The sequence below is a fragment of the Halobacillus sp. B23F22_5 genome (genome assembly GCF_043497085.1).
GTDB lineage: Bacteria > Bacillota > Bacilli > Bacillales > Halobacillaceae > Thalassobacillus.
In genome coordinates, this window is the sequence record NZ_JBIEKI010000027.1 from 1 (window position 1) to 12,523 (window position 12,523).

General features: G+C 43.1%; 12 protein-coding genes and 1 riboswitch. Of the genes, 8 read left to right on the forward strand and 4 right to left on the reverse strand.

Translation table 11 applies throughout. From position 1 onward, the window contains the following. Positions 1–105: 105 nt before the first annotated feature. Positions 106–253, forward strand: a riboswitch (FMN riboswitch). Positions 254–465: 212 nt separating this feature from the next. Continuing rightward, positions 466–1,053, forward strand: a complete 588-nt coding sequence (locus ACGTN9_RS20415) for an ECF transporter S component (protein ID WP_499596367.1) — start codon at positions 466–468, stop codon at positions 1,051–1,053. 40 nt (positions 1,054–1,093) lie between these two features. On the opposite strand, the gene ACGTN9_RS20420 is transcribed toward ACGTN9_RS20415, so the two are convergent. From ACGTN9_RS20420 to ACGTN9_RS20435, 4 genes are all read right to left on the reverse strand, one after another. Beyond that, the gene (locus ACGTN9_RS20420) at positions 1,094–1,552 is read right to left on the reverse strand and encodes a TspO/MBR family protein (RefSeq protein ID WP_499596325.1); all 459 of its coding nucleotides are present in this window, start codon (positions 1,550–1,552) and stop codon (positions 1,094–1,096) included. A 68-nt stretch (positions 1,553–1,620) separates the two neighbouring features. Beyond that, positions 1,621–1,998, reverse strand: coding sequence for a TraR/DksA family transcriptional regulator (locus ACGTN9_RS20425; RefSeq protein WP_499596326.1), 378 nt, complete (start codon positions 1,996–1,998; stop codon positions 1,621–1,623). Positions 1,999–2,037: 39 nt separating this feature from the next. Continuing rightward, positions 2,038–2,424, reverse strand: coding sequence for a hotdog fold thioesterase (locus ACGTN9_RS20430; RefSeq protein ID WP_499596328.1), 387 nt, complete (start codon positions 2,422–2,424; stop codon positions 2,038–2,040). Positions 2,425–2,521: 97 nt separating this feature from the next. Then, a complete protein-coding gene (locus ACGTN9_RS20435; RefSeq protein ID WP_499596330.1) occupies positions 2,522–3,463 on the reverse strand; it encodes a 1,4-dihydroxy-2-naphthoate polyprenyltransferase in 942 nt (313 codons plus the stop codon). A 269-nt stretch (positions 3,464–3,732) separates the two neighbouring features. Here ACGTN9_RS20435 and ACGTN9_RS20440 point away from each other — a divergent pair, with 269 nt between their 5' ends. From ACGTN9_RS20440 to ACGTN9_RS20470, 7 genes are all read left to right on the forward strand, one after another. After that, positions 3,733–5,124, forward strand: a complete 1,392-nt coding sequence (locus ACGTN9_RS20440; RefSeq protein ID WP_499596332.1) for an isochorismate synthase — start codon at positions 3,733–3,735, stop codon at positions 5,122–5,124. Beyond that, on the forward strand, positions 5,124–6,869 hold the full coding sequence (gene menD, locus ACGTN9_RS20445; RefSeq protein ID WP_499596333.1) for a 2-succinyl-5-enolpyruvyl-6-hydroxy-3-cyclohexene-1-carboxylic-acid synthase: 1,746 nt from the start codon (positions 5,124–5,126) through the stop codon (positions 6,867–6,869). Before ACGTN9_RS20440 ends, menD begins: the two co-directional genes overlap by 1 nt. Before the next feature lie 4 nt (positions 6,870–6,873). Then, a complete protein-coding gene (menH, locus tag ACGTN9_RS20450) occupies positions 6,874–7,683 on the forward strand; it encodes a 2-succinyl-6-hydroxy-2,4-cyclohexadiene-1-carboxylate synthase (RefSeq protein ID WP_499596335.1) in 810 nt (269 codons plus the stop codon). Positions 7,684–7,715: 32 nt separating this feature from the next. Next, positions 7,716–8,534, forward strand: a complete 819-nt coding sequence (menB, locus tag ACGTN9_RS20455) for a 1,4-dihydroxy-2-naphthoyl-CoA synthase (RefSeq protein WP_499596337.1) — start codon at positions 7,716–7,718, stop codon at positions 8,532–8,534. A gap of 118 nt (positions 8,535–8,652) precedes the next feature. Next, entirely contained in the window at positions 8,653–10,134 is a 1,482-nt protein-coding gene (locus ACGTN9_RS20460; protein ID WP_499596339.1) for an o-succinylbenzoate--CoA ligase, read from the forward strand. Next, positions 10,134–11,237 (forward strand): o-succinylbenzoate synthase, encoded by a 1,104-nt coding sequence (gene menC, locus ACGTN9_RS20465; protein WP_499596340.1) that lies wholly within the window; start codon positions 10,134–10,136, stop codon positions 11,235–11,237. The genes ACGTN9_RS20460 and menC overlap by 1 nt, the downstream gene beginning before the upstream one ends. Positions 11,238–11,767: 530 nt before the next feature. After that, positions 11,768–12,478: a DUF459 domain-containing protein gene (locus tag ACGTN9_RS20470; protein WP_499596342.1), complete on the forward strand. Its 711-nt coding sequence runs from the start codon at positions 11,768–11,770 to the stop codon at positions 12,476–12,478. Positions 12,479–12,523: the final 45 nt, after the last annotated feature.

Consider the following 12,523-nt stretch of genomic DNA (forward strand, 5'->3'; position numbering starts at 1 on the left):
AGCCTCCTTTTTAATCCTAAAAGAACCTAAAGCTATCTAATTTAAGTCTACAAACTTGCCATTTCATCGCATTTTACATAAAATGAAAATATAATATCATAACGATTCCATCTTCGGGGCAGGGTGAAATTCCCGACCGGCGGTGATGAATGCAGCCTGCATTCTCAGTCCGTGACCCGCGAGGCTTTGCCGAGCGGTGGACCTGGTGCAACTCCGGGACCGACAGTGACAGTCTGGATGGGAGAAGATGTTGAGCAAAAAGGTATGAATTCATACCTTTTGTTTCCGATGAATTTTTACACTCCAGTGCCCCACTGTGTGCGCTGGAGTGTTTTGGTTTTTAGTTCTATTAAACTATGTAAAATAGTGAAAAGTTGAACAAAGTCTAATGAAGATTCATAGGGAACGCGCTTACCTTCATCTGGGATGTGAATCGTGTGAAAAGATGAAGGAGGAATAAAGATGATGCAAAAAAGAAAGCCGCAATCATCAAGCTTAGTTAAACTTATTGTTCTATCGTTGTTGGGAACCATTTCTATGATTTTGATGTTTTTGAATTTCCCATTGCCGCTGCTGCCACAATATTTAAAGGTAGATTTCAGTGACATTCCAGCCTTGATTGCTGGATTGATTTTCACTCCAGTTGCAGGAATCATTGTAGAAGGGCTGAAGAACCTTCTCTATCTCGTTTATACCGGAGCGGCTGATCCGATCGGCATTGCAGCAAACTTTGCTGCTGGAATAATGTTTGTCGTTCCTGCTGCTATGCTTTACCATAAATTTAAAACTACAAAAAGCTTAGTTTCCGGTCTCATCACTGGTACAGCCATTATGGCGATCGGAATGGGCGTGCTGAATTACTTCTTGATCCTACCGGCTTACAGCTGGTTCATGGGCTGGGAGACGATGAGTGCTCAAGTGAAATGGATAACTGTCATAGCCGGTATCCTGCCTTTCAATGCGTTGAAAGGAATAGTGATTGCTGCCTTGTTTGTCCCGTTATTCATGAAAATGAAGCCGTGGATTGCACAAAAAAGAATCAATATCACTTAAATAAGATAAGCCTTGCCTGAAGCATTCAGGCAAGGCTTTTTTAGAACCAGGGCAAAGTTGTTTGTCCAGGATTCATTAGATAAATAGAAAATGCCAAAAAAGTAGCGAACAAACTCCAAAGAAGGTAAGGGATAAGCAACAATCCACTGACCTTTTCCCATTTGGTCAAAAAGACAATCATTATTAAACTGCTTAACGCCACCAATGTAGTATCAAAAGCTGCAAGCAGCAGGTCTTTCAGTTTAAATTGAAAAAAACTGAACAGCTGGTTAGTAAGATAATTGAACAAGAAGATAGACCAGAATATTATTCCCAGCTGTTTAAAACCATTCTTCATCCAGGCATATGTTACAGAAAAGGCAATAAGTCCGTAAAGTACTCCCCAAACTATGCCGATCGTGCTTCCATCTGGTGTCCAGACTGGTTTGGCCAAGGAGTTGTACCACGGTCGGTCAACAGGGAAGAGAAACCCTGCTAATGAAAAAGCTGCATATATCAAAATAAAACTGAGTGAGGCTTTCAATAGTTTTTGGATAGCACTCTCTCCTTAAAAAGAAGGACGGTAAATTACCGTCCTTCGATTTCCTTGCTTTCTTCCACTGTATAACGTGCAGTAGGTTCGATTTCTAAACGCTCAACAGGAATCGGTTCTCCAGATTTTTCACTGCGTCCATAACTTCCTTCTTCAATCCGTTTTAATGCATCTTCGATTTCCATTAACCGTTCTCTGGCTTTTTCATAAAAGGTCTGATCTTTCGCACGTTCGAATTGTTCTGTTCCATGATCTCCGGGGTGATCAGGTATGTCGGATATTTCCTGATGTGTTTCGCTGGAGGCTTCCTGGTTAGACATAGAATCACTGTATTTCTCTAAATCTTTTTCCGCTTCTTTTTTCATTCCCAATAATTTTTCTTTGAATTCCTGGACTTGTTTATCACTAAGCATACCTTAGTCTCCTTTCGAGTAAACTGCGGAATCGGTTGGTTACAGGGGTACTACCCCAATTGTACAGCGGGAAATGGAAATCAGGTTTTCCGCTTCATCTGTGATTTTTATTTCCCAAACCATTGTGTTCCTTCCGATATGGAATGGAACAGCCGTGGCTGTCACTATACCATCCCGCTTACTTTTAATATGGTTGGCATTGATTTCAACCCCGAATACACGGTGGGTTTCTGGATTGATATTGTGGAAAGCACCAATACTTGCTGCAGATTCAGCAAGAGCTACACTTGCCCCACCATGAAGGAAGCCTAAAGGCTGGTGTGTGGCCCCGTTGACTGGCATGGTCATAACTACTTTTTCTTTTTTTAGTACTTTTACTTCCATTCCTAATGCTTCCATCATGGTATCGTCGAATTGTAATTCCATTAGATTCATTCCTTTGTAAGTATTTCCCGCTTCGTCTTCAATAAAACATCACAGGATGTAAAAAAAGAAGCGGCAGTTGATATTTGCCGCTTGTGAGTTATAAAGGTAAATATAATTGAAGTAACAAAGATACGCCTAATAAGAAGCCATAGATGGTATTGGTTTGGGCAGTGGCCTTCATAGCTGGCATCATTTCAATCGGTAGAGTTTTGCCGATGAAGCCTTTCACAGCTTCTGTTGCTTTCTTTACACTTAAGAGTACAATGAGGCTCCAAACCGGCAGCAGACCGATGACTATATAAGCTAAGGTCAACAGGTAAGCTGTGCCGAATAAAACTGCCAGAAAGCGGATAGCCCCTTGTTTACCTAAAAGAATAGCAATCGTCTTTCTGCCGTTCTCTTTATCCCCCTCTAAATCCCGGATATTATTAGCAAGCAGAATGGCACCGACAAAAATAGCGACAGGCACTGAAATCCAAACTACTCCCCCATGGATAGTGAGGGTTTGTATAAAGTAGCTGATCCCGATGATAATTGTTCCCATGAAAAAACCTGCTGCTAACTCACCGAATGGGGTATAAGCAATCGGATAAGGTCCCCCGGTATATAAATATCCGAACAACATCGATACACTTCCGATTACAGCTACCCACCAACTGGAAGCAGCTGATATATAAATACCGAGCAGGATGGCAAGCCCGAAGAATGTCAGGGCAAGAGTCAAGACGGTTTTTGGTGATATCCCATCTCTTACAATCGTTCCTCCGATACCGACAGAATTTTCATTATCCAGGCCCCTCGCATAATCGTAATACTCATTGAACATATTGGTAGCGGCTTGTATTAAAATTGAAGCCATGAGCATGGCCAGGAACAACCACGCATGGAAGCCGCCATCAAGCGCTGCCAGCATAGTACCGATGAATACAGGTACGAAAGCAGCAGTCAATGTGTGTGGACGAAGCAGCCGCCACCATACTTGAAACCCTTCCTTTTCATTCAAGGAAACTTTTATATCTTGGTTTTGAACCGGATTCATGTTTGTTCTCTCCTTATTGAATACTATCAAAATATCATTATCATTCTTAAGTTTATGGAATCAGTCAGAAAGTGTCAATCTATGTAAGAAAGTATTGGATACAAGTAAGGATTCCTTGAGTCCGAGAGAAAAAGAGAATAAAATAGATAAGGAAGTGAAAAACAGGATAGAAGTACGTCACCCTTGATTTTAAATAGAGTGACTTTTAAAGCTACTAGTCTTGCGGAATTTTACAAGACTATCATTCCTGGTACACAGGGGGGAGACTTATGATTCATACAGAAGCAGCTACGCTGGATGAAGTCATAGATCAAGCATTAAATAAAGCGGTACAGACCAACCAGAAACAGCTGGTCAGTATCGTTGATCATATAAAACCAATTGACCCGTTTGTTTTTCATGCAGGTGCTGACGTAATGAACGAGCCTCGTCTGTTTTGGAAAAGTGCAGACGAAGACTTTGTGATGGCAGGTGTCGGTGCAGCTATACGTTTGTCCTCAGCAGCAGACGATCGTTTCCAGGACATCCAGGATCAATGGAAACAATTGATGGAGCATGCTTACCGTTTCGATCGCCATGAACAAAAAGGAACCGGTCCAGTTGCGATGGGCGGATTCAGTTTTGACCCGCGCAAAGAAAATACCGAGTTGTGGTCTTCGTTTGGAAACAGCCAGCTGGAAATCCCCAGCTACCTGCTGACAAAAGTGGGAAATGAACATTATTTTACTGTTAATACTGTTATTTATCCGGATGACCATAAAGAACAATTGAAGTTTCAATGGGAAGAAGCGAAATCCGTTTTGCTGCAAAAGCGAAACCACGCGTTTATTGCCCCTGAGATTCTGGAGCAAAAAGAAATAGAACCGGACGAGTGGAAACGTCTAGTTAAAAAGGCAACCGAAGATATCGAAGCTGGTGTTCTGGATAAGGTTGTACTGGCGAGGGAGATACGCTTGAAGTTCGATGAAAATGTCGATATCACCCAAGTACTCCAGCATTTAGATGATACACAGACCAATAGTTATATCTTCGCTTTCGAAAGTGAGGGTGCGCAATTTGTAGGTGCCACTCCGGAGCGTTTAGTGAAGGTGGAAAACCAACAGTTGCTTTCGACTTGTCTAGCCGGTACCATCCCTCGCGGCAGTACAGCCGATGAGGATGCTAAGTTAGGACAGGAACTCCTGGAAGATGAAAAGAACTTAGAGGAGCATCAGTTTGTTGTCCGTATGATCCGGGATGCCATAGTATCCTGTAGTGATGAAGTGGATATTCCTGATAGGCCTGTGCTATACCCGTTAAAAAACCTTCAACATCTTTATACACCGGTAAGAGCACAATTGAAACAAGAGCATACCTTATTGGATGTCGTAGCTCGTTTACATCCGACACCGGCGTTGGGGGGACTTCCGCAAGAGGAAGCCTTAGCCTATATCCGGGAGTTCGAACCACTCGATCGTGGGTGGTATGCGGGACCTGTAGGATGGTTTGATTCCAAACAGAATGGGGAGTTCGCCGTAGCGATCCGTTCTGCATTGGTTGATAAGAATAAAGCGTCATTATTTTCTGGTTGTGGAATCGTAAAAGACTCCGATCCAGAACTGGAGTATGAAGAAACAGCCATTAAATTCACACCGATGTTAGCCGTACTAGGAGGAGCATAATGGAACATACAGAAACACTGACCAGATACATGGCAACTTTTGTACAGGGTTTAGAGCAGGCTGGAGTCCGTGATGTCGTAATCTCCCCAGGGTCTCGCTCTACCCCGCTTGCCATGACCTGTGCGGAATACAAAGCAGTCAATCACTGGGTTAATTTGGATGAACGTTCAGCAGCCTTCTTTGCCCTTGGAGTAGCCAAAGAGCAGAGAAGGCCTGTGGCGTTAATTTGCACTTCCGGTACTGCTGCGGCTAATTATTACCCAGCAGTGGTAGAGGCACATTATAGCCGGGTTCCTTTGATTGTCCTTACCGCTGATCGTCCCCATGAACTCCGTGATGTCGGCGCTCCGCAAGCGATTGAGCAACTGAACATGTATGGGGAATATGTCAAGTGGTTCCATGATCTATCGCTTCCAGAAGGAACTCCAAGAATGCTCAGATATGCTAATACTACTGCGAAACGTGCAGTGCAGGAAGCGTTACTGGGTAACCATGGACCGGTCCATCTCAATATTCCTTTACGAGAGCCTCTTATTCCTGACTTTACTTTGGACAACTTATGGGATACAACCACCAGACATAATGAGACTCCCATGACCATTGGAAGCAGGAGAATAGATGAGGAGGACCTTGGACTTCTGGTAAAAAAACTCCAGGGATATAAGCGAGGAATGATCGTCTGCGGTCCCCAAACGGATCCTGATCTGGGAGAAGCAATTGCATTTCTGGCAAAACAAACGGGAGCTCCGGTACTGGCAGATCCTTTATCTCAGCTCAGAGCAGGCAAGTATGATAAAGAGCAGGTTATTGAAACATATGATGCGATACTAAAAAATGATCAAATTCGCGAAACATTGCAGCCCGAATTCATCATCCGGTTTGGTGCGATGCCTGTCTCTAAACCTTATTTGAAATGGCTCCGTTCCTTGGATTCCCCATTCCATGTTATTATCGAACCTGAATCGGGGTATCGTGAACCGGCAGGAGTAGCGGTTCATACTATTTTTGCGGAACCTGCTAAGTTTGCATTCCAATTAGGGGAACGAGTAGAAGAGCCATTCGTCGACGAGAAGTGGCTTAGCACCTGGAAATCTATGAATAAGACAGCAAAGGATTTATTGCTTACGGAAACACCAGAAGAAGGTATGAATGAAGGCCATGCGGTTGTAAAGCTTTCAGAAGTGCTCCCGGATAACTCGGTTTTTTATGTAGGAAATAGTATGCCGATCAGGGATGTAGATACCTTTTTTATGACTACTCCCAAACAAGTGGAAATTATGGCTAACCGTGGCGCTAACGGAATTGATGGGGTAGTTTCTGCAGCTCTGGGTAGCGGTGCTAATGGAAAACCAGTCACTTTGTTGATTGGTGACTTATCCTTTTTCCATGATATGAATGGGTTGCTGATTGCCAAACAGAAGAAGCTTAATCTTACAATTGTTCTTATAAATAACGATGGCGGTGGAATATTTTCCTATCTTCCTCAGGCAGATCATCCTGATCATTACGAAGAGCTCTTCGGCACACCGCTTGGTATTGAATTTCAGCCATTTGTCGAGGCATATGGAGGCACCTATTATTCAGCTGATACATGGGAAGAATTCACCAGCGCTTTGGCAGAAAGCTATTCCATACACGGGTTATCGGTTGTGGAAATACGAACGAGACGTGATGAAAACGTTCCCTATCATAAAGCCAAATGGGAAAGTGTTAAAGAGGCAATTGTCAAACAATTAGGGGATTGATCAGATGTTTTATAAAATCAATGGTTCGGATTATTGGGTGGAGGTTAATGGTAAAGGTGTCCCTCTGGTCATGCTGCATGGCTTTACAGGTACTACACGGACGTGGGCAAAAGTAACCGAAGCTCTTTCCGAGTTACCAATTCAATTAATTACGATCGATTTACCGGGTCACGGCAGAACAGAATATAATAACCACCGCACATTATCTATGGAGAATGTCTGTGAAGATTTAAAAATATTATTCGAAGAAAACCTAAAGTTTTCTTCTATCCATTTGATGGGATATTCTATGGGAGGAAGAACGGCACTGTCATTTGCAAGCTTCTATCCCGAATTTGTTGACAAGCTGTTATTGGAGAGTGCTTCTCCAGGGCTGCGTTCGCTTGAAGAACGGCAGGAAAGGGCTCAAAAAGACAACAGTCTTGCCAGAAAATTGGAGGAGCAGGGCATCGAAACCTTTGTTGAATTTTGGGAAAACATTCCTTTATTCGACTCCCAACGTTTATTGCCGGATAATATACAAGCCGCCATTCGTGAGGAAAGATTAAGCCAATCTGTGGATGGGTTGGCACTTTCCCTCCGGGGGATGGGAACAGGCACCCAGCCTTCCTGGTGGGAAAAACTTTTCCAGCTGACGCTGCCCGTCCAACTGGTTGTCGGGGCATGGGATAAAAAGTTTTTAGCTATTAATCAAGCTATGGAAAAAACACTTCCACAAGCAAAGCTCAACGTTGTTAAAGAAGCCGGTCACGCGGTCCATGTCGAACATCCGGAGTTTTTTGCTGAAATTGTCAGGGAGTTCATGCTAGAATAAAAAATGGAAAGCGTTTTAAAGGAGGAGTTTACATGGCAATTGAATGGATTAACGAACGAAATTATGAAGATATCCTTTATGAAACATATGATGGTATAGCTAAGATTACCATCAACCGTCCGGAAGTGCGCAATGCCTTCCGTCCGCAGACAGTAAATGAACTGCTGGATGCTTTTACTTATGCGAGAGATGATTCTAAAATTGGCGTTATTGTTCTGGCGGGAGCTGGTGACAAAGCATTTTGTTCCGGCGGTGACCAATCTGTGCGTGGCCACGGTGGATATGTAGGTGAAGATGAGATTCCTCGTCTAAATGTGCTTGATTTGCAACGATTGATTCGGGTAATTCCGAAACCGGTCGTAGCGATGGTTTCTGGCTACGCGATCGGAGGAGGACATGTACTGCATGTGGTCTGTGATTTAACGATTGCAGCAGACAATGCCATTTTCGGACAGACAGGGCCTAAAGTCGGCAGCTTTGATGCCGGATATGGTGCTGGTCTTTTAGCTAGAATCGTCGGTCATAAGAAAGCACGTGAAATTTGGTACCTATGCCGTCAATATGACGCACAGGAAGCGTTGGATATGGGCTTAGTTAACACAGTAGTACCTGTAGCTGAACTGGAAACAGAAACGGTTCAATGGTGTCAGGAAATGCTTGAAAAATCACCGACTGCCCTTCGTTTCTTGAAAGCATCCTTCAACGCGGACACTGATGGGTTAGCTGGACTTCAGCAAATGGGTGGAGACGCAACACTGCTTTATTACACCACAGAAGAGGCTAAAGAAGGTCGCGATGCCTTCAAGGAAAAGAGAAAGCCAGACTTCAAACAATTTCCACGTTTCCCTTGATGGAAGCCAGAATATGATATAATTTTTCCAGGAGGAAAGCATCAGTCCGTGCAAATAGGCGCGGAAGCTGATGCTTTCTTCTCTTTTCTGATTTTTTTATTCCAAGGAGGCTTTAGACATGGAAAGCACCCTACCTCACTGGCTGCATAAACAAGCAGAATTGAAACCACATGAAAAAGCCATTGAAACAGGTGGCGGCTCGTCCCTATCCTTTTTAGAGCTGCATGAACAAAGTAAACGATATGCAGCCTATTTTGAAGAAAAAGGTATAAAATTGGAAGACCATGTGGCTGTACTATCTTCAAATCGGTTGGAAATGGTATTAGCCATTCATGCGCTCAGTTATTTAGGCGCAGTGGTGGTATTATTGAATACACGCCTTACTCCAGATGAGCTGGCTTTTCAAATCAAGGATGCTGAAGTCAGTTGTTTGATTACGGAGGAGGACTTTTATTCAAAAGGAGAAGCGGCGATTCGAAAAGCCGGACTGGCTGACTGCCCAATAATCCAGTATCATCTCATTAAAACAAACAGAAAGAGCCCTGATGCCATTCGTAAGGAAATCATGTTAGATGAGGTTTTTACCATCATTTACACATCAGGCACTACAGGCAGCCCTAAGGGTGTCCAACTGACTTATGGAAATCATTGGGCAAGCGCTATCAGTTCTGCTCTTAACCTCGGTCTTTCCCAAAATGATAAATGGCTGATCTGCCTCCCGATGTTCCATGTAGGAGGATTTTCTGCGCTGATAAAAAATGTTGTTTATGGTATGCCTGTTTTATTGATGGAAAGGTTTGAGGAACAAAAGGTAAATCACGCCATCAAAAATTCCGGAGTAACGATAGTATCGGTGGTTTCTGTCATGCTGCAGCGTTTGATAGAAGATTTACGAGATGAGCGGTTACCAGGACACTTTCGCTGCATGCTGCTTGGAGGAGGTCCCGCTCCAAAACCATTACTTGAAAATGCGAAAGATAAAGCGATTCCTGTATTCCAAACCTATGGAATGACAGAAACAGCATCGCAAATTGTAACCTTAAGCCCCAAAGACGCTCTAAAAAAGCTTGGTTCTGCAGGAAAATCACTGAGTACCGCACGACTGGAAATTGACGCTGCCCGTGGGGAAATTGGAGAAATCAAAGTAAAAGGTCCTATGGTAACAACAGGCTACTATAAGCGGGAAAAAGCAACCACCGAAGCGCTATCTGATGGATGGCTTGCTACTGGTGATCTTGGCTATCAGGATGAGGAAGGTTTTCTATATGTGGTAGATCGGCGGAAAGACTTAATTATTTCCGGTGGGGAAAATATTTACCCGGCAGAGATAGAAAGTGTGCTTTCAGGTATGAAAGGTATTATGGAAGCAGGGGTAACCGGTATAGAAGATCCTCGCTGGGGACAGGTACCGGCAGCTTTTGTGGTTACTCAAAAAGAATCTGCTCTCAATGAAACGGATGTCCTCCGTTATTGCAGAGATCACCTGGCAGGATATAAATGTCCAAAAGAAGTCCACTTCGTGGAAAAGCTGCCACGTAATGCTTCTAATAAGCTGCTAAGGAGAGAACTGCCAGCTTTTCGGAAGGATGTGGAAAACTAGTGATGAATATAGCAGCCATTCATCTCCGGAATATAGAAATGCCGTTGAAAAAACCCTTTGATACACATGCTGGTCAGGTTATTGATCGGGAGCTTATTATTGTAGAAGCAGTTGATGCAGAAGGCAGAAGAGGGTTTGGAGAAGTGACAGCTTTTTCTACGCCTTTTTATACCGCTGAAACTATCCATACGGCTTGGGAATTGTTGAGCAAGGTTTTTATTCCAACTGTGGATTGGCAGAAGATTGCTCATCCGTCCGATATTTCTGTAAAGTTAGCCGGCTATCAGGGGAATGAAATGGCAAAGGCGGGATTGGAAGCTGCCCTGTGGGATTTATTTGCAAAACAAAAGATGCAAAGCCTTAGTGAATTGCTCGGGGGAACCCGCACACATGTAGATACAGGAGTAGTTATGAGTTTATCTGATGAAATCGGTAAAGTGATTGAGGATTATCAAAAAGAAGGCTACCGGCGTTATAAGCTGAAAGTAGAAAAATATAAAGAAGCACAGGCCATTCAAAAAGTAAGAGAATATTCCCAGGAACTACCCATCATGATTGATGTGAATGGCATGTATGAAGAAAAAGATATTCCTTATTTGGAAGAACTGGACTCCCATGACTTGATGATGATCGAACAACCATTTCGTGCCGGAGACTTTTTCCTGCATCAACAGCTGCAAAATGTATTAAAGACACCGTTATGTTTGGATGAGAGTATCAGGTCATTGGCTGATGCAGAACAAGCGATCCGAATGGAAAGCTGCCGGATCATCAACATCAAAATAAGCAGGGTGGGAGGGTTGACAGAAGCCCTGGCTATCCATGACTTTACCAGGAAATCTGATACACCAGTATGGTGTGGGGGAATGGTTGAATCCGGGATATCGCGAGCCCACAATATCGCGCTTGCTTCCCTGGAAGGTTTCTCAATTCCCGGTGACATATCGGCTTCTTCCCGGTTCTGGGAAAGGGACTTGATTGTTCCTGAAGTGAAAGTGAAGAAAGGGAAAATAGAGGTGCCTACTGAACCGGGGATCGGCTTTGAAATAGACGAGGAGTATCTTAAGTTTGTGACCAAAGTTGCAACTGCTTTCCGGGTATAGTAGCGTGTAAGCTTTTTAAACAAAAGTAAAGCCTTTGGATTCTTATGGAGTCCGAAGGCTTATTTGTTTTTTTAGGCTCTGTTTCATATTGTTGTTGATATTACCTTAGAGGGATATCCAAATAAAGGGCCGAAAAGTCAAAGACTTGATTTCGAGATATTGTTTGGTGGAGCTTAGGGGCGTTGGGAAACGGTTCGCTTTCCGTGGGCGTGTGCTGAGTCTCCTCAGGCTTCGCCTTGCGGGACCTCATCTATCACGCAACTCCCACAGGACTTTGAAATTTTCCCCTTAACTTAACCCACGCACGAAGGAATTGCGTAGCATTTTCGAGGAGTCTCACCGTTTCCCTACGCCCCTTGCCATAATAGGAAGTTTATGGAATAAGAGGAAGATGGCATCAGGAATGAAATTTAAAAAGTCGGGTATGAAGGTAGGGACACACAAACTTATCAAAAGGATTAAGAATGGAAAAGTTTGTCATGGTTTGAGGCCATTCCCTTCGGGGTACCTTTTAGTCTTGGGAGGTTTATATGAAAAAAATACTTATTTCTACACTTGTACTTTTAGTAATCATTTCAGCTATCTCTTATTTCATAGCACAACAACAAAAACAGAAAGCGAAGACGAATGAAAACGAAGAGCTTGTTGCTTTGGGAGATTCCCTGACTTACGGTGTAGGGGATAAAACAGGGACTGGATATGTGGGAGATTTGCAAAAACTCTTAAGTGAAAACCATGATGGGCCTGTCACTGTTCATAATTACGGGATCCCAGGGCAACAAACAGATGGTCTGCTACAGCAATTAAAAAAATCCGACATCCAGGAAAACGTAGCAGAAGCAGATTATATTATTATCTTTATCGGGACCAACGACTTGATTAAAAGTAATGGGGGAGATCTTGCCAAATTATATGATGAACGGATAGAGCAAGGAAAAGCAGATTATGAAAAGAATTTAAAAAGGATTTTTAGTATCATACGAGAAAATAATCCCGATGCACCTGTTTTATATCTTGGTTTATATAATCCCTTTCCATCTTCCTCAGAGCTTGATAAGGTAGTGGGAAATTGGAATGAGAGCAGTCAGAAGATCGTTAGCGACTATTCCAGAACAAAATTCATTGAAACGAATGGCCTTTTTGATAAAAAGTCTAATAAGTATTTCAGCGATGCTCTCCATCCAACTGAAAAGGGATATAAATTGATTACGCAAAAAATAATAAAAGAATATGACTTTTAAGTTTATACTACCAATGATTAGGAAAGACCTGGGCCACTCCAGGTC

What these genes read in the sequence shown, in the direction of transcription:
- menB (WP_499596337.1), top strand. Translation starts at nt 7,716, where the DNA reads ATGGCAATTGAATGGATTAACGAACGAAATTATGAAGATATCCTTTAT.
- ACGTN9_RS20440 (WP_499596332.1), top strand. Translation starts at nt 3,733, where the DNA reads ATGATTCATACAGAAGCAGCTACGCTGGATGAAGTCATAGATCAAGCA.
- menH (WP_499596335.1), top strand. Translation starts at nt 6,874, where the DNA reads ATGTTTTATAAAATCAATGGTTCGGATTATTGGGTGGAGGTTAATGGT.
- ACGTN9_RS20470 (WP_499596342.1), top strand. Translation starts at nt 11,768, where the DNA reads ATGAAAAAAATACTTATTTCTACACTTGTACTTTTAGTAATCATTTCA.
- ACGTN9_RS20415 (WP_499596367.1), top strand. Translation starts at nt 466, where the DNA reads ATGCAAAAAAGAAAGCCGCAATCATCAAGCTTAGTTAAACTTATTGTT.
- ACGTN9_RS20435 (WP_499596330.1), bottom strand. Translation starts at nt 3,463, where the DNA reads ATGAATCCGGTTCAAAACCAAGATATAAAAGTTTCCTTGAATGAAAAG.
- ACGTN9_RS20425 (WP_499596326.1), bottom strand. Translation starts at nt 1,998, where the DNA reads ATGCTTAGTGATAAACAAGTCCAGGAATTCAAAGAAAAATTATTGGGA.
- menD (WP_499596333.1), top strand. Translation starts at nt 5,124, where the DNA reads ATGGAACATACAGAAACACTGACCAGATACATGGCAACTTTTGTACAG.
- ACGTN9_RS20430 (WP_499596328.1), bottom strand. Translation starts at nt 2,424, where the DNA reads ATGGAATTACAATTCGACGATACCATGATGGAAGCATTAGGAATGGAA.
- ACGTN9_RS20460 (WP_499596339.1), top strand. Translation starts at nt 8,653, where the DNA reads ATGGAAAGCACCCTACCTCACTGGCTGCATAAACAAGCAGAATTGAAA.